The organism is Enterobacter cloacae complex sp. P6RS, assembly GCF_014982245.1.
Classification (GTDB): Bacteria; Pseudomonadota; Gammaproteobacteria; order Enterobacterales; family Enterobacteriaceae; genus Enterobacter; species Enterobacter bugandensis.
On the sequence record NZ_JADCLB010000018.1, the window covers coordinates 393,177 to 414,263 of the forward strand.

Sequence of the window (21,087 nt, forward strand, 5' to 3'; positions counted from 1 at the left end):
ATACCCGGCCCGCTCACCGAGCGGGCTTTTTTATGCCCTATGCCAGATGGGACTCTTCTTGCGTCACAATGCGCTCAAACCACTCAAGTTCAGAAAGCTTGCAGGCGACCCACTGTTCGGAAAAGGCATCGCCCAGGCTGTCGGTGAGATACTGACAGCGGGCGAAGGCCTCAATTGCCTCCTGCTGGAACAGCGGGAGTTCCGGTTGGTCCTGCTGCGGTTCCGGGAGTTCCCCCTCGTCGATATGTTCCAGCCCGTACAGCATGCCGGTCAGGATTGTGGCCGCCACCAGATACGGATTCGCATCGGCTCCGGCCAGCCGGTACTCGATACGACGGTTGCTCTCTTCCGAGCAGGGAATGCGCAGGGCAGCGGAGCGGGTGTTATAGCCCCACGAGTTAAAGACGGGTTCCGTCAGGTTTTTTCGCAGGCGACGAAACGCGTTGACCCCCGGCGCAAGAATGGCGACGGAGGCGGGCATCAGCGCCAGCTGGCCCGCGATGCACAAGCGCATCATGCTGCTCAGCGCGTTCACCGGCGAGGCAAAAACGTTCTCGCCACGGCTGTTGTTCAGGCTGAAATGGATGTGCAAACCGCTGCCGGAGAGCTGGCTGAAGGGCTTAGCCATAAAGTTAGCCTGAAGACCGTGCTTTTCAGCGACATAGCGGGTCAGGCGGCGCAGGGCCAGCACGTTATCACAGACCTCTACGACGCGCTGGCTGTGCTTCAGGTTTAATTCGTACTGTCCGGACTCGGCTTCCGCTACCACCCCTGACAGCGGGATGCGCTGAAGGTGCGCCAGCTGTTCCAGTTCGTCAAAAAGCGCCGCATGCGCCGACGAGGTGTCCATGTGAAAACAGCCCTGATTTTGCGGATCGCGCTCGCCCTGTCCCGTCAGGTAAAACTCGATTTCCGGGGCAATGACCGGGAAAAGGCCGTGCTGGTGGAAGCGGGCCACGACGTTCTGCAGTATCGCGCGTGGCTCAAGCGGGCAGGGGTTACCGTCGCTGTCCTTCATCGTCAGCAGGATCTGCGCGGTATGCTCCGGATCCTGCGGACAGGGACGCAGAGAACCGGCGACCGGGACGCACAGCCGGTCGGGTTCATCATAAAGCGGGGCGGCGATTTTTCCCTTCTGATCCATGGAGTAAACGGAAAGCGGAAAATAACAGCCTTTTTCCAGACTCAGCATGCTCTCCACCGTGAGGCGCTTGCCGCGCATCGTGCCGTTGATATCGTTCAGGTAAACGTCAACGTGTTTCGTCTGCGGGTAGCGTTCCAGATAGTCGGCCACTTCCACGGCAATATTGTGCTGCAGGGCGTCAATTTTTTCATCCAGCCAGAGACCAGAATTAAGTGCGCCGGGGAGTGATAAACCGGGGAAGTTAAAATACGGGCGAAGACTTTTGAGGAAAAACGCATTCATTATCGAGTTCATAGTCATTCTTCAATGAAGCCGTAGCGGCAGTGAACTCAGGTTAAAAGAGCTGGCGTAAAGGGGGGATAAAAAGCGTCAGTACCGGCGTAAAGAAAGTATAAAGGCAGGCCTATTTTTTCTCTTTTTTCTGCATATCCAGCAGCTGCTCTGGCGTCACCGCCGGGTAACCCTGCGCGTCTTCCGGCACTTCATGCATTGCCGGGATCGGCACCAGCGGGCCTAAAAAGCGCGGTTCGCGTTTGAAGATATAGAGATCGGCCAGGGCACCAAAGCGGGCACCAAACTCGCGGACGCGCACGCTCAGCATATCTTTTGGCGACGGCACCGCGTAGCACTGGGCCTGAATGCCCATGTGCAGGGCGATAAACAGCGCGCGCTCGCAGTGGAAGCGCTGGGTGATGATGATGAAGTCGTTGGTATCAAAGACTTTGCGCGTGCGCACGATGGAGTCGAGGGTGCGGAACCCGGCGTAATCGAGCACGATATCGGCAGGGTCCACGCCCGCGGCAATCAAATCCTTCCGCATCGTCACCGGCTCGTTATAGCTTTGCAGCGCGTTATCGCCGCTCAGCAGCAGGTAGTTTACCTTGCCGCTGTTGTAGGCGTTCAGCGCGCCCTGAATGCGGTAGCGATAATACTGGTTGATCACCCCTGTGCGGTAATACTTGGCGGTGCCGAGCACCACGCCCACCTGACGGTAGGGGAGATCCTGCAGGTCATCAAAGATGTAGGGGGCCGTTTTCCAGCTCATCCAACGGTCGAGACCCAGCACGATAAACAGCAGTATGCCGACCAGGACAGACAGGCTGTAAAAAACGCGCTTTAACATGAAGATGGCTCGTTCGTGGATGAAATTTAACTCAGGCTACTTTACCCGCCTGGTTAGCGCAAGAAACAGCGACTCAACTGAGGGGTTTTTCAGCAACGTGGCGGACATTTCTGTCCGCCGGAAGGTTTACGCCAGCAGGACGCGGTCGATCGTCGTGCAGCCTAACGCCTTGAGCGTTGCGGCGGTGGCATCCCACTGAATCAGCGGCGCATCGGCCTTTTCGGCCAGAACGGCACGCTGAATGTCCGGATAATCGTAGCCGTTCAGGCTCAGCAGGTTGAGTGCGCCCTGCAGCGGCGGCAGCGTTGGGTTAAACGCGGCGTTTTCCGCATAGCTGCCGGTGAAGATACGGCCATCGCGGCACTGCAGTGCCACGCCGCTCGGGGAGTTGCTGTACGGAGTGTGGCTCTTGTTCGCCGCGCGTATGGCCGCCTGGTTCAGGTCATCGCCGGACAGGGCGAAACCGTGATCCTGCTCGTCCATCAGCAGGGTTTTGATCTCCAGATCTTTCGGGCCGAAGGCGTCAGGCAGGTAGTCCCCCAGCGTGTGCGGCGCGCGGCCCGGCAGGTTAATGCGCAGCTGCAGCCCGCTGTTCAGCTCGTTCATAAACTGGCGGCAGTGGCCGCATGGGGTGTAGTTTACGGTGATGGCGCTCAGGGCTTTCTCACCGTGCAGCCAGGCGTGGCTGATGGCGCTCTGCTCGGCGTGAACGGTCTGCTGCATGGTTGCGCCGAGGAACTCCATGTTCCCGCCGAAGTACCAGGTTCCGCTGACGCCGCGCGCGATAGCACCGACGTTGAAGTGGGAAAGATCGGCCCGGGCGCAGGCGGCAGCCAGGGGCAGCAGTGCGAAAGCCAGCGCGTCTTCATCCAGCCCGGTTGCCTGTTTAAGCACCGTGACCTGCTCCGCCGTCAGCAGGGCGGGGAAATGTGCATCTGCCAGAACGGGAGCGAGGGCTGACTGCAAATTCTCTGCAAGCTGAGCGAAGGCAGCTTGAAAACGTGGGTGCATGGCGTTTGCCTCATAAAGGTTAATGGATCGGTAGTTTACGGAGCCGTAAGGCCTTTATATGTGATCCACTTCTCATTATGTATGCAACTTATGAAATCAAAATGAAATTTGCGCGACGCATCGCAAATTTTAGCCCATCACCGCCAGAATCAGCGGGAAAATGAACGGGGCGAGCAGGGAGGTGATAATCCCGCAGATCACCAGCGCAAGAGAGCTAAACGCCCCTTCCTGATAGTCCAGCTCCGCGCAGCGTGCGGTACCCAGCGCGTGCGAGGCGGTGCCCATCGACAGCCCGCGCGCCGCTTTGGTGTGAATACGCATCCCGTTCAGCAGAGTGTGGCCAAACACCGCGCCGAGAATACCGACGAAAATCACGCACATCGCGCTGATGGCCGGAATACCGCCGAGGCTGCCGCCTACCGCCATCGCGATAGGCGTGGTCACTGATTTAGGCAGGATAGAGGCGGCAATTTGCGGGGAGGCCCCCATCAACAGCGCCACCGACGTGCCGGTAATCATCGCCACCAGGCTTCCCACAAAACAGATAGTAATGATGGACTTCCACCGTGCGCGGATCTGGTGCAGCTGCTCATATAAAGGAAAGGCAAGCGCGACAACGGCGGGCTGCAGGAGGTCGTTTAAAATTTTGCTGCCCGCAAAGTAACGCTCATAAGGAATGCCGGTGAGCAGCAGGAAGGGAATAATCACCACCATCGCCACCAGCAGGGGGTTCAGCAAGGGCATTTTAAATCGTGCGGCAAGCTTGCGCGCGGCGAAGAATACCAGCAGGGTTAACGGCAGTGACCACCAGATATTAGCCATCATTTTTTTGTTTTCTCCCCGACCACGTTGCGTTCGCCATGTACCAGATGAGAGCTCCAGCTCACCACCAGGAAAACCACCAGCGTGCTGACCGCGCAGGAAACTACAATCGGGCCGAACTGCGCTTTGAGCAAATCAAAATACTGCATGACCCCGACGCCGATAGGCACGAAAAGCAGCGCCATATAGCGAATGAGGACGAGGCAGCCTGGATTGACCCACTTTGCAGGCAGAATTTGCAGCGCCAGTAAAACGAAGAGGATCAGCATACCGATAATGCTGCCGGGAATGGTGATGGGCAGCAGCGACGCGATGAAAATCCCGGCATACAGGCAGGCGTAAATCAGGACGAATGCGCGCAGATATTGCCAGATAATGTTCAATGGTTTGCTCATGGTGATAGTCCTTGCTGAAACGCATTCATCATACAATTAAACCTAAAAATGTGCCACGGATCACATCATGAATTTTGAGCATACCAGACATTCCGGAATGGAACGTCCGGTATCACCTTACTGGTGCAGGCTACAGTTTAGAGGAAAGGGATTGCGCTGGCGAAGTCACGCGCCAGAGAAGGCATCAGCGTCAGGCGGTCAGTTTATCGAGAAAAGAAAACAGCACCTGGTTCATTTCGCGATAATCATGCGAGCGGAGTTTTTCCGCCGTTTCGACAAAACGGAACTCACCCGCACGGCGGAGGTCATTCTGCGAATGCTCAATCAGCAACTCTACCACCTCCGGCGTCAGCTCCATATGGCACTGGAAACCGTAAACCCGTTCGCTGTATTGCACGATCTGACGGGGACAGCCCTCGCTGTAAGCCAGAACCTTAGCCTGCGGCGTCAACCCAGGCATATCGTTATGCCAGTGACCGACGTTCAGCACGCTGCCAAAGCCCTCAAACAGCGGGTTCGCCTTGCCTGCATCTGTGAGCCTGACGGGAAATTTGCCGATCTCTTTTTCCGGGCTGTGGCAAAACGCTGCGCCCAGCGCTTCGCCGATAAGCTGTGAGCCCAGACAAACGCCTATCACCGTTTTACCTGCCTCTATCGCGCGGCTGATGAGTGCCTTTTCCGCCTGCGCATCAAACCAGGGGCATTCCTCAAGCGTGGTGGCGGGGGATTGCGGGCCTCCCATGATGATAAGCAGGTCTGTGCCCCCCAGTTCCTCAGGTAAAGGTTCGCCCTGATACACTCTGGTGTAGCTCAGACTGCAGCCGCGACTTTTCCCCCAGATTTCATAGGCGCCTGGCGCCTCGAAATGTTCATGAATAATAAAATGGATGTGCATTGCGTCTCTCTCTGGTTACGTGTACAAGCAGCATCATAAGAGGAAGGGGGGAATGTGAAATGCCAACCGTTATCGATAAAACGCCAATTCACGACGATGCTATCGGATGGTCAAGAGGGGCAATTAGCTATACGCGCGGCGAAGTCGATCCGCCTCACCAGCATTCGCAGGGACAACTTTTGTTTGCCATTAAGGGGGTTATGCTGGTTGAAACCGGCAGCAAACGCTGGGTCATACCGCCGCAGCGCGCGCTGTGGATCCCTCCCTTTCAGGAGCATACCTACAGCGTGTTATCCGCAACGGAGCTTCGCGCGGTCTGGTTTAGCCCGGCACTGATTTCGCAATGCGAACCTTTTAAGCGGAAAGACGAGGTTCACGTAATTATGGCCACAGCGTTGTTCAAAGAGCTGATTGCCGGGCTGTTCAGCGCGGAATACCGGCCGGCAAGCCAGCGCAGCATGGCCGTTTTGCTGCTCGACATCCTCAGCGAGACGCAGCAGATTTTTGCCGAACTGCCGATGCCCGTGGATGAGCGCTTACATCGCGTGGCCTGTGACATCATTGCCAACAATCTCTGGGATCTCTCTCTGGAAAGGCTGGCGGAACGGGCCGCGATGTCTGAACGCACATTTTCACGTGCGTTTATCAACGATACCGGCTTTAGCTTTCGGGCCTGGCGACAGCGCGCAAGGATTTGTGCCTCGCTGGATCTCCTCGCCAACGGATACCCGGTTAAGCAGGTGGCCTGGATGCTGGGGTTTTCCGGCCCGGCGGCATTTGCGGCGGCGTTTCGCGCTATTGTTGGGGCAACGCCGGGTGACTTTCTGCCTGAACAGAAGCGCTTCCCAGCGATATAGAGAGCGGCTACTATACCGCGTCTTTTTTCACAGGTACTGTTATGCGTGTTTTACTGGCCCCAATGGAAGGCGTGCTCGACTCTCTCGTGCGCGAGCTTCTGACCGAGGTGAACGACTACGATCTCTGCGTGACGGAGTTTTTGCGCGTGGTCGATATGCTGTTGCCGGTAAAATCCTTCTTCCGGCTCTGCCCCGAGCTGCACAACCAGAGCCGAACCTCTTCCGGCACGCTGGTGCGTATTCAGCTGCTCGGCCAGTATCCTGAATGGCTGGCGGAAAACGCCGCCCGCGCGGTAGCGCTTGGCTCTTACGGGGTGGATCTGAACTGCGGCTGTCCGTCGAAGCTGGTGAACGGCAGCGGCGGCGGAGCGACGTTGCTGAAAGATCCTGAGCTGATTTACCGCGGCGCGAAAGCCATGCGTGAGGCCGTGCCCTCGCATTTGCCGGTGACGGTTAAGGTGCGCCTGGGGTGGGACAGCGACGCCCGACAGTTTGAAATTGCCGATGCGGTGCAGCAGGCCGGGGCCACCGAGCTGGTGGTGCATGGCCGCACTAAAGAAGACGGCTACAAAGCCGAGCGCATTAACTGGCAGGCGATTGGTGAAATCCGCAAACGACTTACTATTCCGGTGATCGCCAACGGCGAAATCTGGGATTACGAGAGCGCGCAGGCGTGCCTGAAAGCCACCGGCTGCGATGCGGTGATGATTGGCCGCGGCGCGCTGAACGTGCCGAACCTCAGCCGGGTGGTGAAATATAACGAACCGCGTATGCCGTGGGCAGATGTCGTCACGCTGCTGCAAAAATACAGCCGTCTGGAAAAGCAGGGCGATACCGGTTTGTATCACGTCGCGCGTATTAAGCAGTGGCTGAGTTATTTACGCAAAGAGTACAGCGAAGCGCTGGGATTATTTCAGGAGATCCGCACGCTGCAAACGTCGGCTGATATTGCGCGGGTTATACAGTCAAAATAACAGGCAGTTATATTTAAAAATAAATAATTCACTCGGTGAATATTTTGCCGAGTATGTAAGTGTATGACAATTTGCGGATTGCCACGCGTTACTAAAAAATAGCGCGTCATCAAGCGTAAGTTGCGCCTTTATTTTTTTGAGTGCATGGCGTAATGAAACGTTTTCTTATTTTATCTCTGAGTGCTCCCCTTGTTTTTATGCTGGCTGCCTGCGCACCGGAACATTCCACGGTGTCGCCAATTCAAACGCAAACGACAGCCGCGTCCGTTAATACCCAACTTCGTCATGCGGACTGGCCGAAAAATGAATGGTGGAAAGAATATAACGATCCGCAGTTAAATTCGCTTATTGCCAAAGCCATAGCGGATGCGCCCGATATGCAAATTGCCCGGCAGCGCATTACGCTTGCCGAAGCGCAGGCCAGAGCCGCTATCGCAGCCGATGGCCCACAAATGGATTTTTCAGCGGATGTTGAACGGCAAAAAATGTCGGCAGAGGGGCTGATGGGGCCGTTTGCCCTTACCGACCCGGCGGCGGGCACCACCGGCCCATGGTATACCAACGGCACCTTTGGCCTGACGGCGGGCTGGGATCTCGATCTATGGGGAAAAAACCGCGCCCGGATTGCAGCGCGTATCGGTAAAGTGAATGCGCAAAAAGCGGAGCTGGAGCAGACCCGCCAGCTGCTTTCAACCAGCGTTGCGCGCCTTTACTGGGCGTGGCAGACCCAGGCCGAAGCAGGGGAAGTTCTTACCCGGATTAAACAGGAGCAGGAAAATATTATCGACGCCGATCGCGAACTGTATCAGCACGGTATTACCTCCTCGGTGGAGGGCGTCGAAACCGATATACACGCCAGTAAGACTAATGAACAGCTGGCCGACGTAAAGGGCAAAATGAAGGCCATTGAAGCGCGTCTGGATGCGCTGACCGGCACCCCGGCGACACACCTTACGCGCCACCCGTTGCCTGCAGCCGAAGCCTCGCTACCGTCAACGCTGGGATATGAACTGCTGGCACGCCGTCCGGATCTGCAGGAGGCGCATTGGTATATCGAAGCCTCCATGAGCGAGGTGGAAGCCGCCAGAGCGGCGTTCTATCCTGACGTGAACCTGATGGCGTTCTTACAGCAGGATGCCCTGCACCTGAGCGATCTGTTCCGCTCTTCAGCCCAGCAGATGGGCGTGACTGCCGGACTGACGCTGCCGATCTTCGACAGCGGCAGGCTGAACGCTAATCTGGATATCGCCCAGGCGCAGAATAACCTCTCGGTCGCGAACTACAACAAAGCGGTGGTGGAGGCGGTCAATCAGGTGGCGCGTACGGCAAGTGAAGTTGAAACCCTGACGGCAAAAAATCGTCACCAGCAGCAGATAGAAAAAGACGCGGCGCGCGTGGTGGCGCTGGCGCAGGCGCGTTTTAGTGCAGGTATTATTGCCGGTTCGCGGGTCAGCGAAGCCAGAATCCCGGCACTAAAAGAGCATCTTGAAGGCGTCATGTTGAAAGGCCAGTATCTCGACGCCACGCTGCAGCTGACGTCAGCGCTGGGCGGCGGCTATCATCATGGCTAAAAAAGGTCATTATCTATACTTACCTCTTTGCAGTTTTTCAGGAGGTGAGTATGAACAGAGTAGCGATTGTAACCGCATCGGATTCCGGGATCGGTAAAACCACGGCGCTGATGCTGGCAGAGCGCGGGTTTGATATTGGCGTCACCTGGCATTCGGATGAAAAAGGGGCGCTGGAAACCTGCCGTGAAGTTGAAGCGCGTGGGCAGCGTGCAGAGGCTATCCATCTTGATTTAAGCACGCTCCCGGACGGCACTGAAGCCATTGAAACGCTGATTGCACGTTTCGGCCGGCTGGACGTGCTGGTTAACAATGCCGGAGCGATGACCAAAGCGCCATTTCTTGAGATGGCGTTTGACGACTGGCGGAACATTTTTACCGTCGACGTGGACGGCGCGTTTCTCTGCTCGCAGATTGCGGCACGGCAGATGGTGAAGCAGGGGGAAGGGGGGCGGATTGTGAACATCACCTCGGTGCATGAGCACACGCCGCTGCCTGATGCCAGCGCTTACACGGCTGCGAAACACGCGCTCGGCGGCTTAACCAAGTCGATGGCGATGGAGCTGGTGAAGCACAAGATTCTGGTGAACGCCGTCGCGCCTGGGGCCATTGCCACGCCGATGAACGATATGGATGACAGCGAAGTGAAGGAAGGGTCAATGCCGGAAATCCCGCTGGCAAGGCCGGGCCACACCAAAGAAATCGCCAGCCTGGTGGCGTGGCTGTGTGACAGCGACGCCAGCTATACCACAGGGCAATCGTTTATCGTCGACGGGGGCTTTATGCTGGCGAACCCGCAGTTTAAGCCGGAAGGGTGACAGTTTTCCCCTCTCCCCAAAGGGGTGAGGGGCACCAGGCTGACTCACTCCTCATCCCGCTTCTTGTCTCTGTGCCGCATCCACAGCCTGACCCCAATCACCGCCACAACCACCAGAATCAACCACGCCCAGTGCTTCAGGTGTTGGTCAAGGTTATGCAGCCACGGGCCAATCACCTCGCCACCCACGTAACCAAGCGTCGTGAAGATCAGCGCCCAGGCTATCGCGCCGACAATATTCAGCGGCAGGAAAATTTTTGGCGGCAGGCGGCTGGCACCAATCAGTATCGGCCCGATGATCCTGAAGCCGTACATAAAGCGGGTGCCTATGACGAACAGATAAGGGTGACGCTGGATCAGGCGCTGCGCGCGGTTGATTTTCTTTTTGTGTTTAACGAAACGCTTGAGCAGCGTCGGGCCAAAGCGCAGCCCCAGGAAGTAGAGCAGCTGATCGCCAATCATGCCGCCCAGCGCGACCGCAGCGACGACCAGCGGAAACTTCAGTAAGCCCTGATGCGCGGCGACGCCGCCCAGCAGCGTGATGGTTTCACCTTCCGCCACGCTGCCGATGACCAGCGCGGCATATCCATATTGTTCAATGAGTGCGTTAATATCCATTACGTAACGGTTATCTCCCTCTGCGTACCTCGTTTAATCATATACCTCATGAATCAACCGCGCGGCAATCAACGGAAATTTCCCACTGTACATAAAATAATCTAAAGCCTGCATTATACTTAAGGTATCGCTGACGGGCCGACAACAAGGGGGCGCTATGAACCATGTCTGGGGACTTTTCTCCCATCCCGATCGTGAAATGCATGTCATCAAAAGTGAGAACGAAACGGTCTCGCATCATTACACCCACCATGTGCTGCTGATGGCCGCGGTGCCGGTAATATGCGCGTTTATTGGCACAACACAAATCGGCTGGAACTTCGGTGACGGTACCGTGGTTCAGCTCTCCTGGTTTACCGGGCTTTATCTGGCCATTCTCTTTTATGGCCTGATGCTGGCAGGGGTGGCGGTCATGGGGCGCGTCATTCACTGGATGGCGCGTAACTACCCACAGCGCCCATCGCTGGCACACTGTATGGTCTTCGCCGGATACGTCGCGACCCCGCTGTTCTTAAGCGGTATTGTTGCGCTCTATCCACTGGTCTGGCTGTGCGCGCTGATCGGTACTGTTGCGCTCTTTTACACCGGTTATCTGCTGTATCTGGGCGTTCCAACCTTCCTGAATATCAATAAAGAAGAGGGCCTGAGCTTCTCCGGTTCCACGCTTGCCATCGGGGTGCTGGTACTGGAGGTGTTACTGGCACTGACGGTTATTCTCTGGGGTTATGGATACCGTCTCTTCTAAGCTCACTGCATTGCTGGCGTAAATGCCAGCAATGCAGCATCTGTTCACGATTATCCGCTGGCGACAAAGCACGGTGACCGCTATGATGCCGAAGCCAGCCTGTGTTTATCCGTCGACGCAGGCGGTGTACGTCATTACGTGCGTGAATAATTATCAGAAGTCTCACCATGCTGAAATTTCGTGTCTCCTTACTTAGCCTGGCGCTGCTGCTGGGCGCGTCCGCTGCCGTGCCAGCCATCGCCAAAACGCCCGCGGTGACCACCGCTGCTGCCCAGCCGCAAATTGCGTCCGGCAGCGCGATGATTGTTGATCTCAACACCAATAAGGTGATTTACGCCAGCCACCCGGACCTGGTGCGCCCGATCGCTTCAATAACCAAATTAATGACCGCGATGGTGGTGCTTGATGCTCGCCTGCCGCTGGACGAAAAGCTGAAAGTGGATATCAGCCACACGCCGGAGATGAAAGGGATCTACTCTCGCGTGCGCCTGAACAGTGAAATCAGCCGTAAAAATATGCTGCTGCTGGCGCTGATGTCGTCTGAAAACCGTGCGGCGGCAAGTCTGGCGCACCACTATCCTGGCGGTTACGATGCCTTTATCCGCGCGATGAACGCCAAAGCCAAAGCGCTGGGGATGAGCAATACTCATTTTGTTGAACCGACGGGTCTGTCGATTAACAACGTCTCCACGGCCCGCGATCTGACGAAACTGCTGATTGCCAGCAAGCAGTACCCGCTGCTCGGCCAGCTCAGCACCACGCGTGAGGACATGGCGACATTCTCGAATCCGTCTTACACGCTGCCGTTTCGCAACACGAACCATCTGGTGTACCGCGAGAACTGGAATATTCAGTTAACCAAAACCGGGTTTACCAATGCGGCAGGCCACTGCCTGGTGATGCGCACCGTGTTTAACGGTAAGCCGGTGGCGCTGGTGGTGATGGATGCCTTCGGGAAATATACCCACTTCGCGGATGCGAGCCGCCTGCGGACCTGGATTGAGACCGGGAAAGTGCAGCCCGTTCCGGCTGCGGCATTGACCTATAAAAAGCAGAAAGCGGAGCAGATGGCGACGGCGCAAAACGATTAGGTAAAAGCAAAACGGTAACATGCGTTACCGTTTTTTATGTTTTCTCCCTCTCCCTGTGGGAGAGGGCCGGGGTGAGGGCACCAGACCGCACTGCGTTTATTCCGGCAGCGTCCAGTCACCGTCGTTGAGCGGGCGCTGCATTATCACCGTATCCCGCCAGTCGCCTTTCTTATACCCCACGCTGCGAAGCTGACCGACAATCTCAAAGCCGTGTTTTTTATGCAGCCGTAACGAGCCGGAATTATTATTACCATCTCCCACAACGGCAATCATCTGCCGCCACGGGCCCTGCTCGCAGCGCGCGATCAGCGCGTTCATTAATGCGGTGCCAAAACCGCGTCCGGTGATGCTGGCATCCACGTAAATCGACTCTTCCAGAGTATAGCGATAGGCCTGACGCGGTCGGTAAGGGGTGGCGTAACAATAGCCCACCACGATGCCGCGATAGAGCGCGATGAGCCACGGTAAACCGTTCTCGGCCACGCTTTTCATGCGCTGACGCATTTCGTCGATGGTGGGGGGGACTTCCTCGAATGACGCGCGTCCGTGAAGCACATGCCAGGCATAGATGGCGGCGATGGCATGCACATCATCGGGAAGGGCGTCGCGCACTTCCAGTTCGGTTTCGGATAAAACATCAACAGCCGACATGATGCGCCTGCTCCTCGTTATAGAATGCCGGAGAAACATTTCTCCGGCGACAGACCGCTACTCTATTACGATTAAGGCGCGCGAAACAATCTCTCAAATTTGGCTGTAGGGTTTAATCAGACGCTTGCGTTATGCGCTGCTCCGCGTCTGCACTCTCTTTCCAGTATTTCTTCCGCGTTGTTTTCCCGATTCCGGGGTTCATGCTGTTTGTAGGGTCATTCTCGCGATAAAACTGCTTAAGGGCGTCAGGGGCTTTATAAAGATGCCCGACGTTGTGTTCCGCAGGATATTGTGCGCCACGCTCGCGCAGCAGGGCGAGCATCTGCTCCTTCAGTTCATGAGCATCTACCCCTTTTTTGACGATGTAGTCCTGATGGAAGACGTAGCACATAAAGTGGCCGTAATAGAGCTTATGCACCAGCTTGCTGTCGATTTCCGGCGGCAGATGTTCAAACCATTCGGTGTCGTTGCGTCGCAGGGCGATATCCAGCGCCAGAATATCTTCCACCTCTTCGGAATGTACCGCCTGGTAACGGATAGCGGCACCTGCCGCGGCGAAGCGGTGCAGGAAGGCTTTGCTGCCTTCTTCCGGCGTGCAGGCAAAGAAATCACCCTCAGCCGTCCTGAAGAACTCGGTCAGCCAGCTCTGCGCTTCGGCGATCCCGTCCCCGGCCATTTTCAGCAGCAGGTGATGTTCGTACTTATCACGCCAGGTTTTCATTCGCTCCGGCAGATGTGCAGGGAAAACGTTGCCCAGCTTCTGCATAAAGCGGTCGGTAAAGTGGGGCTTGAACAGCGGCACTTTCTCCAGCATCGCGTCGGTGCGGCCCTTCATGGTGAAGAAGAACGGCATTTTGTCGGTGCCAAGCTTATCGATCATCAGGAAAGTGTCTTTCCCGTAGCGCTCCGCGATGTCGTAAATATCCCGATGCATGTACTCGCCCGCCACCGGCAGGTGGGTGAATTCGCCCAGAATATGGCGACGAATTTCGGTCAGGACCTCAGGCTGATTGGTGCCGATGTAAAATACCTGCTGCTTTTTCTCTGCCGGGAAGGTGTCGAGACGCACCGCAAAAACGGCCAGCTTGCCCGCGCAGCCGGACGATTCAAACAGTCGATCCGGGTCGGCGTTGTAGCGCGCCGGGGTATCGGCCTCGATATCGCGCACGCGGGTAATGTAATCGTGGTCGTGCGCGTGGCGACCATCGTGCTGCACGTCTTCGTCCCTCACGCGGTCGTCGTCGAGCTTGCTGAGGATCTGTTCCGGCGTCACGCCCAGATCGATGCCCAGGTGGTTCACCAGCGTCAGCTTGCCGTTTTCATCGATGCGGGCAAAAAGTGACATTTCGGTGTAGGCCGGGCCGCGCTGGACCAGCGAACCGCCGGAGTTATTGCAGATCCCACCGACCACCGAGGCGCCAATGCAGGAGGAGCCGATCACCGAGTGCGGCTCGCGGCCCAGCGGCTTAAGCGCTTTTTCCAGCGAGTAGAGCGTGGTGCCCGGGAACGCGAGCACCTGCTCGCCTTTGTCCAGCAGGTGCAGCTTGTCGAGGCGCAGGGTGCTGATAATCACGATATCGCGATCGTAATCGTTGCCGTTCGGCGTGGAACCTTCGGTCAGGCCGGTGTTGGCCGCCTGCATTAAAATAATCTTGTCCGCCGCAACGCAGGCGCTCAGCACGCGCCACAGCTCCAGCAGCGTGCCGGGGAAGACCACCGCCAGCGCGTCGCCCTGGCCGGAGCGGAAACCCTTACGGTAGCGGGCGGTTTTGGCCGGGTCGGTAAGCAGGTGAGAGGAGCCAACCAGGCGCGACAGTTCGTTAATAAATGTTTTGTTATCGTCAGTTCGAACAGAAGTCATCTTCCACTCCTTGTGGTGGGGCAAATTTCTCGCTGTAAAGCATAGCGCGATTAACTGTTCAGCGGTCGAGTATTCACGAGAAAAATCAGAGAATAACCCTGCAACGTTCAGAGGGTTTATGGCACACTGCGCTTTTCGCACGGTCTGGCCGGGTGCTTCCCACGGTTATTGATGAGAGAGAATAACAACATGAAATGGCTATGTTCTGTAGGTGTCGCCGTCAGCCTGGCGCTGCAACCTGCGCTGGCAGAGGATTTGTTTGGTAATCACCCGCTCACGCCTGAAGCCCGCGACGCGTTTGTCACGGAGTTGCTTAAGAAGATGACGGTCGATGAAAAAATCGGCCAGCTGCGTCTGATCAGCGTTGGCCCGGATAACCCGAAAGAGGCCATCCGCGAGATGATCAAAGAGAACCAGGTGGGCGCGATTTTTAACACCGTCACCCGCCAGGATATTCGCGCCATGCAGGATCAGGTGATGCAGCTCAGCCGCCTGAAAATCCCGCTGTTCTTCGCCTATGACGTGGTGCACGGCCAGCGCACCGTCTTCCCGATCAGCCTCGGCTTAGCCTCCTCGTTTAACCTAGACGCGGTGAAAACCGTCGGGCGCGTGTCGGCCTATGAAGCGGCGGACGACGGCCTGAACATGACCTGGGCACCGATGGTGGACGTCTCGCGCGATCCGCGCTGGGGCCGCGCCTCGGAAGGCTTCGGTGAAGACACCTATTTAACGGCCACGATGGGCAAAACCATGGTGGAAGCGATGCAGGGCAAGAGCCCGGCGGACCGCTACTCGGTGATGACCAGCGTTAAACACTTTGCGGCCTACGGCGCCGTGGAAGGCGGTAAAGAGTACAACACCGTCGACATGAGCCCACAGCGCCTGTTTAACGACTACATGCCGCCGTACAAGGCAGGGCTGGATGCGGGCAGCGGCGCGGTGATGGTGGCGCTGAACTCGCTGAACGGCACGCCTGCGACCTCCGATTCCTGGCTGCTGAAAGACGTGCTGCGCGACCAGTGGGGCTTTAAGGGCATCACCGTTTCCGACCACGGCGCGATTAAAGAGCTGATCAAGCACGGCACGGCGTCCGATCCGGAAGACGCGGTGCGCGTGGCGCTCAAGTCCGGCATCAACATGAGCATGAGCGACGAGTACTACAGCAAATACCTGCCGGGGCTGGTGAAGAGCGGCAAGGTAACGATGGCGGAGCTGGACGATGCCGCGCGCCACGTGCTGAACGTGAAATATGACATGGGGCTGTTTAACGATCCGTACAGCCACCTGGGGCCGAAAGATTCTGACCCGGCGGATACCAACGCCGAAAGCCGCCTGCACCGCAAAGAAGCGCGTGAAGTGGCGCGCGAAAGCCTGGTGCTGCTGAAGAACCGCCTCGACACGCTGCCGCTTAAAAAATCCGGCACTATTGCTGTGGTCGGCCCGCTGGCTGACAGCAAGCGCGACGTGATGGGGAGCTGGTCTGCTGCGGGCGTGGCCGATCAGTCCGTTACCGTCCTGACCGGCATCAAGAGCGCCGTCGGTGAAAACGCCAAAGTGGTGTACGCCAAAGGGGCGAACGTCACCGACGATAAAGACATCGTCACCTTCCTCAACCAGTACGAGGAAGCGGTGAAGGTCGATCCGCGCACGCCGAAGGAGATGATCGACGAAGCGGTCAACGCGGCGAAGCAGTCTGACGTCGTTGTCGCGGTCGTGGGGGAAGCGCAGGGTATGGCGCACGAAGCCTCCAGCCGTACTGACATCACCATCCCGCAGAGCCAGCGCGATCTGATCGCCGCCCTGAAAGCGACCGGCAAGCCGCTGGTGCTGGTGCTGATGAACGGTCGTCCGCTGGCGCTGGTGAAAGAGGACCAGCAGGCTGACGCCATTCTGGAAACCTGGTTCGCCGGCACCGAAGGCGGTAACGCCATCGCCGACGTATTGTTTGGCGATTACAACCCGTCGGGCAAGCTGCCGATGTCCTTCCCGCGCTCCGTCGGGCAGATCCCGGTTTACTACAGCCACCTGAACACCGGTCGCCCGTACAACGCCGACAAGCCGAACAAATACACGTCTCGTTACTTTGACGAAGCTAACGGCCCGCTCTATCCGTTTGGTTATGGCCTGAGCTACACCACCTTCAAGGTTTCTGAGGTGAAAATGTCGGCGCCGAGCCTGAAGCGTGACGGCAATGTCACCGCTAGCGTCGAGGTGACCAACACCGGCAAGCGTGAAGGGGCAACGGTGATTCAGATGTACGTGCAGGATGTCACCGCCTCGATGAGCCGTCCTGTGAAGCAGCTGCGCGGCTTTGAGAAGGTCAATCTCAAACCTGGCGAAACCAAAACCATCAGCTTCCCGATTGACGTGGATGCGCTGAAGTTCTGGAACCAGCAGATGAAATATGATGCGGAACCGGGCAAGTTTAACGTCTTTATCGGGGGGGATTCCGCCCGCGTAAATAAAGGCGAGTTCGAGCTGCTGTAACCTTTCCCTCCTTTGCATCCCCCGTCCATCGGGGGATGCGTCTTACCTTATGCTAAAAAGGCATTTTGCCGGGTAAATCCGCCGTTTTAAGCTACGCTTTTCTCTCAAGCCTCTGAAAAAGGCGATAAAAAAATGAGGACAGCGGAATGACGATTAAATCGGGGATGGTAGTTTCTGCGGCGCTGCTCGCGGCGCTAAGCCTGCCGTTACAGGCGGCGGAGCCGGTAAAAGTGGGCTCAAAGATCGATACCGAGGGCGCGCTGCTCGGGAATATTATTCTCCAGGTGCTGGAAAGCCACGGCGTGAAAACCGTCAATAAAGTTCAGCTGGGCACCACGCCCGTCGTGCGCGGCGCGATTACCTCCGGCGAGCTGGATATCTATCCTGAATACACCGGCAACGGCGCGTTCTTCTTTAAAGAAGAGAACGATCCGGCATGGAAAAACGCCAAAGCTGGCTATGAAAAAGTCAAAAAACTCGACGCGGAACAGAACAAGCTGGTCTGGCTGACCCCGGCCCCGGCCAACAATACCTGGACTATCGCCGTGCGTAAGGACGTGGCGGAGAAAGGGAAGCTCACCTCGCTTGCGGATCTCAGCCGCTACCTGAAAGAGAAGGGCGACTTCAAGCTCGCGGCGTCCGCGGAGTTTATCGAGCGTCCCGACGCGCTCCCTGCATTCGAAAAAGCGTACGACTTCAAGCTCGACCAGGCGCAACTGCTCTCGCTGGCGGGCGGAGATACGGCGGTAACCATTAAGGCGGCGGCGCAGCAAACCTCCGGCGTTAACGCGGCGATGGCCTACGGCACCGACGGCCCGGTCGCGGCGCTGGGCCTGCAAACCCTGACCGATCCAAAAGGCGTTCAGCCGATCTACGCTCCAACCCCGGTTGTGCGTGAGGCGGTGCTGAAAGCCTACCCGGATATTGCGGAATGGCTCAAACCGGTCTTCGAAAGGCTGGATGAAAAAACGCTGCAACAGCTGAATGCCAGCATTGCCGTCGAGGGACTGGATGCCAAAAAAGTGGCCGCCGACTTCCTGAAACAACAAGGGCTTGTGAAGTAACGGGAAAGGGCTGTGCCAATAAAATGTCATAACCGCGTACTGCTGCTGTTGGCCTGCGTGGCCATCGCGGCGGTCGCGTTACCGTTTGTGAACGTCGCGCCTAACCGCCTGATGTCGGGGGAAGGGCGTGCTCTCTGGGACGTATGGTCGTTCACGCCGTGGTGGTTGGCGGCTGCGCTGGCCGCGTGGGTTGGACTGTCGCTCTGGCAAGGGCGAACGGCGCAGTGGCTGACGCTGCTGCTCTCGGAAGGTCTCTTTATCACGCTGTTCTGGAGCGCCGGGCTGGCGGCAACGCATATGGCCTCGGCGGAAAGTCCGCTGGCGAGAACCACGCCAGGCAGCGGCCTGTGGCTCTGGCTGGCTTTGTGTTTACTGGCCAGCAGCGATGCGATTCGTCGTCTCATCGCCAGTTCTGTCTGGCGCTGGGTGCTTAATGCGCAGATATGGTCTATTCCGCTGCTGTTATTGTTCAGCGGTGAACTGAACAACCTCTCGCTGTTAACAGAGTACGCCAACCGTCAGGAGGTGTTTGATGATGCCCTGGCGCAACATCTGACGATCCTTTTCGGCACGCTGATCCCGGCGCTGCTGATCGGGATACCGCTCGGTATGTGGTGTTATCGTCATCCCTCACGTCAGGGTAGCATCTTTGCCGTGCTCAACGTCATCCAGACCATTCCCTCCGTTGCGCTGTTTGGCCTGCTGATTGCCCCCCTGGCCGGGCTGGTGAAGTCGTTTCCCGCGCTGGGCGCGGTGGGTATCGCCGGAACGGGGCTAACGCCCGCGCTGATTGCGCTGGTGCTGTACGCGCTGCTCCCGCTGGTGCGCGGCGTAGTCGCGGGCTTAAGCCAGGTTGCGCCGGATGTGCTGGAAAGCGCCCATGCGATGGGGATGAGCGCGCGACAGTGTTTCTGGAAGATTCAGCTCCCGCTGGCGCTGCCCCTGCTGCTGCGCAGCCTGCGTGTGGTAGCGGTTCAGACCGTTGGCATGGCGGTGATTGCCGCGCTGATTGGAGCAGGCGGCTTTGGCGCGCTGGTGTTCCAGGGGCTGCTGAGCAGCGCCCTCGATCTGGTGTTGTTAGGCGTAGTCCCTACCATTGCGCTGGCGGTTGTCGTCGACGCCCTGTTTGCCTTATGGCTCGCGCTGCTCAGGAGAAGAGCCAATGATTGAATTTCATGATGTGAATAAAACCTTTGCCGGCCGCCCGGCGGCAAGCCATCTGAACCTGAACTTTGCCGAGGGGGCATTTTCCGTGCTGATTGGCACTTCGGGCTCGGGAAAATCCACCACGCTGAAGATGATCAACCGGCTGGTGGAGCATGACAGCGGGTTAATTCGCTTTGCCGGGGAAGAGATCCGCAGCCTGCCGGTGCTGGAGCTGCGCCGCCGAATGGGCTATGCCATTCAGTCTATCGGCCTGTTTCCGCACTGGACGGTGGCACAGAACATCGCCACCGTGCTGCAGCTGGAGAAATGGTCGCGGGCTAAAATCGCTGACCGCGTTGATGAATTGATGTCTCTGCTGGGGCTGGAGCCCGCGTTGCGCGACCGCTATCCTCACCAGCTCTCCGGTGGACAACAGCAGCGCGTGGGCGTGGCGCGCGCGCTGGCGGCTAACCCGCAGGTGCTGCTGATGGATGAACCCTTTGGCGCGCTGGATCCCGTTACGCGCGGGGCGCTGCAAACGGAGATGACCCGCATTCACCGCATTCTTGGTCGAACCATCGTCCTCGTGACGCACGATATAGATGAAGCCCTGCGCCTGGCCGACCATCTGGTGCTGATGGACCACGGCGAGGTGGTGCAGCAGGGCGCGCCGCTTGCGCTGCTGACCAGCCCGAAGAATGACTTTGTGCGCGAATTTTTTGGCCGCAGCGAGCTGGGCGTCAGGCTGCTCTCCCTGCGGACGGTCGGAGACTATATGCGCAGGGAGAATACACCGCCCGGCGGGGAACCGCTACAGGAGCAGATGAGCCTGCGGGATGCCCTCTCCGCGTTTGTCGCGCGCCGGTGCGAAGTCCTGCCCGTGGCGGATGTCCGGGGTGCGCCGTGCGGCAGCCTGCATTTTCGCGATCTGCTGGCCGGGGAGGTGACGCGTGAAGGCACTGCGTGATCCGCTCCTCTGGCTGGTAGCGCTCTTTGTCGCCTTACTGTTTCTGATGCCTCACAGCGCGGCGCTGTTTAACACTCTTTTTCCGGGGCTACCGCGGCCGGTGTATCAGCAGGAGAGCTTTATTAACCTTGCTCTGGCGCATCTCTGGCTGGTGGCGCTCTCAAGCGTCATCGCGGTGGTGCTGGGAGTAGGGGCGGGCATCGCGGTCACGCGACCTGCGGGCCGGGAGTTTCGTCCGCTGGTGGAGACGGTTGCGGCCATTGGACAGACGTTTCCGCCGGTGGCGGTGCTGGCGATAGCGGTGCCGGTGATGGGTTTTGGTCAGCAGCCCGCGATTATTGCGCTGATTCTGTACGGCGTGTTGCCCGTTCTGCAGGGTACTCTGGCGGGCGTTGCGGCGGTCCCGGCGTCTGTTTTAAGCGTGGCGGAAGGGATGGGGATGAGCCGCTGGCAGCGGCTGCGCAAGGTAGAACTGCCGCTTGCGGCACCGGTTATTATTGCCGGGATCCGCACGTCGGTGATCATTAACATCGGGACGGCGACCATTGCGTCTACGGTCGGTGCCAATACGCTGGGAACGCCGATCATCATCGGCTTAAGCGGGTTTAATACGGCTTATATTGTGCAGGGGGCGGTGCTGGTCGCGCTGGCGGCCATCGTTGTCGATCGCCTTTTTGAGCGGCTGGCGCTGTACCTCAGCCGACACCGCCACGAACGATAAACGAGTATCCTGCAAGCATCACCCCGCCGATACCGCTTACGGCCATCAGGACAAAAAGGGTAATAATGGCGAGTTTAGTTGCCTTCATCATGTGCTCCTGTTGTTAACGGAACAATTATACGGTGAAGCG

21 protein-coding genes are annotated in these 21,087 nt (G+C 57.8%); 11 read left to right on the forward strand and 10 right to left on the reverse strand.

What is annotated here, in order from left to right; all coding sequences use genetic code 11:
• Positions 1-37: 37 nt before the first annotated feature.
• The 6 genes from INF73_RS13200 to INF73_RS13225 form a co-directional block, all read right to left on the reverse strand.
• A complete protein-coding gene (locus tag INF73_RS13200) occupies positions 38-1,426 on the reverse strand; it encodes a glutamine synthetase family protein (RefSeq protein WP_193541992.1) in 1,389 nt (462 codons plus the stop codon).
• Positions 1,427-1,547: 121 nt separating this feature from the next.
• Complete coding sequence (gene sanA / locus INF73_RS13205; protein ID WP_028013857.1) at positions 1,548-2,267, reverse strand: outer membrane permeability protein SanA; 720 nt, start codon at positions 2,265-2,267, stop codon at positions 1,548-1,550.
• Positions 2,268-2,393: 126 nt separating this feature from the next.
• Entirely contained in the window at positions 2,394-3,278 is an 885-nt protein-coding gene (cdd, locus tag INF73_RS13210; RefSeq protein ID WP_193541956.1) for a cytidine deaminase, read from the reverse strand.
• A 129-nt stretch (positions 3,279-3,407) separates the two neighbouring features.
• A complete protein-coding gene (locus tag INF73_RS13215) occupies positions 3,408-4,103 on the reverse strand; it encodes a CidB/LrgB family autolysis modulator (RefSeq protein ID WP_041909023.1) in 696 nt (231 codons plus the stop codon).
• On the reverse strand, positions 4,100-4,495 hold the full coding sequence (locus INF73_RS13220; RefSeq protein WP_193541954.1) for a CidA/LrgA family protein: 396 nt from the start codon (positions 4,493-4,495) through the stop codon (positions 4,100-4,102). Before INF73_RS13220 ends, INF73_RS13215 begins: the two co-directional genes overlap by 4 nt.
• Positions 4,496-4,685: 190 nt before the next feature.
• Complete coding sequence (locus INF73_RS13225; RefSeq protein WP_193541952.1) at positions 4,686-5,390, reverse strand: type 1 glutamine amidotransferase; 705 nt, start codon at positions 5,388-5,390, stop codon at positions 4,686-4,688.
• Positions 5,391-5,449: 59 nt separating this feature from the next.
• Between INF73_RS13225 and INF73_RS13230 the strand changes: the two genes are divergently transcribed.
• The 4 genes from INF73_RS13230 (at position 5,450) to INF73_RS13245 (ending at position 9,607) form a co-directional block, all read left to right on the forward strand.
• Positions 5,450-6,247: a helix-turn-helix domain-containing protein gene (locus INF73_RS13230; RefSeq protein WP_193541950.1), complete on the forward strand. Its 798-nt coding sequence runs from the start codon at positions 5,450-5,452 to the stop codon at positions 6,245-6,247.
• 41 nt (positions 6,248-6,288) lie between these two features.
• Entirely contained in the window at positions 6,289-7,221 is a 933-nt protein-coding gene (gene dusC, locus INF73_RS13235; protein WP_049137321.1) for a tRNA dihydrouridine(16) synthase DusC, read from the forward strand.
• A gap of 152 nt (positions 7,222-7,373) precedes the next feature.
• Entirely contained in the window at positions 7,374-8,792 is a 1,419-nt protein-coding gene (gene mdtQ, locus INF73_RS13240; RefSeq protein WP_028013850.1) for a multidrug resistance outer membrane protein MdtQ, read from the forward strand.
• Positions 8,793-8,842: 50 nt separating this feature from the next.
• Complete coding sequence (locus INF73_RS13245) at positions 8,843-9,607, forward strand: SDR family oxidoreductase (RefSeq protein ID WP_193541948.1); 765 nt, start codon at positions 8,843-8,845, stop codon at positions 9,605-9,607.
• A gap of 44 nt (positions 9,608-9,651) precedes the next feature.
• Here the strand turns inward: INF73_RS13245 and INF73_RS13250 are convergent, their stop codons facing one another.
• Positions 9,652-10,224, reverse strand: coding sequence for a DedA family protein (locus INF73_RS13250; protein ID WP_193541946.1), 573 nt, complete (start codon positions 10,222-10,224; stop codon positions 9,652-9,654).
• Positions 10,225-10,381: 157 nt separating this feature from the next.
• Between INF73_RS13250 and INF73_RS13255 the strand changes: the two genes are divergently transcribed.
• Positions 10,382-10,969, forward strand: coding sequence for a Yip1 family protein (locus INF73_RS13255; protein WP_028013847.1), 588 nt, complete (start codon positions 10,382-10,384; stop codon positions 10,967-10,969).
• 167 nt (positions 10,970-11,136) lie between these two features.
• On the forward strand, positions 11,137-12,060 hold the full coding sequence (gene pbpG, locus INF73_RS13260) for a D-alanyl-D-alanine endopeptidase (RefSeq protein ID WP_193541944.1): 924 nt from the start codon (positions 11,137-11,139) through the stop codon (positions 12,058-12,060).
• Between the two features lie 96 nt (positions 12,061-12,156).
• On the opposite strand, the gene INF73_RS13265 is transcribed toward pbpG, so the two are convergent.
• Both INF73_RS13265 and dld read right to left on the reverse strand, forming a co-directional pair.
• Entirely contained in the window at positions 12,157-12,711 is a 555-nt protein-coding gene (locus INF73_RS13265; protein WP_028013845.1) for a GNAT family N-acetyltransferase, read from the reverse strand.
• A 112-nt stretch (positions 12,712-12,823) separates the two neighbouring features.
• A complete protein-coding gene (gene dld / locus INF73_RS13270) occupies positions 12,824-14,572 on the reverse strand; it encodes a D-lactate dehydrogenase (RefSeq protein ID WP_045259739.1) in 1,749 nt (582 codons plus the stop codon).
• Positions 14,573-14,761: 189 nt separating this feature from the next.
• Between dld and bglX the strand changes: the two genes are divergently transcribed.
• The 5 genes from bglX to INF73_RS13295 all read left to right on the forward strand — a co-directional run bounded on the left by bglX (position 14,762) and on the right by INF73_RS13295 (position 20,957).
• Positions 14,762-17,059, forward strand: a complete 2,298-nt coding sequence (gene bglX / locus INF73_RS13275) for a beta-glucosidase BglX (protein WP_193541942.1) — start codon at positions 14,762-14,764, stop codon at positions 17,057-17,059.
• A gap of 146 nt (positions 17,060-17,205) precedes the next feature.
• Positions 17,206-18,123 carry an ABC transporter substrate-binding protein gene (locus INF73_RS13280; protein ID WP_028013842.1) on the forward strand — a complete coding sequence of 306 codons (918 nt, stop codon included), beginning with the start codon at positions 17,206-17,208 and terminating at the stop codon, positions 18,121-18,123.
• A gap of 12 nt (positions 18,124-18,135) precedes the next feature.
• Complete coding sequence (locus INF73_RS13285) at positions 18,136-19,293, forward strand: ABC transporter permease (protein WP_193541939.1); 1,158 nt, start codon at positions 18,136-18,138, stop codon at positions 19,291-19,293.
• Positions 19,286-20,236: an ABC transporter ATP-binding protein gene (locus INF73_RS13290; protein WP_193541937.1), complete on the forward strand. Its 951-nt coding sequence runs from the start codon at positions 19,286-19,288 to the stop codon at positions 20,234-20,236. Before INF73_RS13285 ends, INF73_RS13290 begins: the two co-directional genes overlap by 8 nt.
• Complete coding sequence (locus tag INF73_RS13295) at positions 20,220-20,957, forward strand: ABC transporter permease (RefSeq protein ID WP_048957519.1); 738 nt, start codon at positions 20,220-20,222, stop codon at positions 20,955-20,957. The genes INF73_RS13290 and INF73_RS13295 overlap by 17 nt, the downstream gene beginning before the upstream one ends.
• On the opposite strand, the gene INF73_RS13300 is transcribed toward INF73_RS13295, so the two are convergent.
• Positions 20,932-21,045: a protein YohO gene (locus INF73_RS13300; RefSeq protein WP_008500895.1), complete on the reverse strand. Its 114-nt coding sequence runs from the start codon at positions 21,043-21,045 to the stop codon at positions 20,932-20,934. The two genes, INF73_RS13295 and INF73_RS13300, sit on opposite strands and share 26 nt — an antisense overlap.
• Positions 21,046-21,087 lie beyond the last annotated feature (42 nt).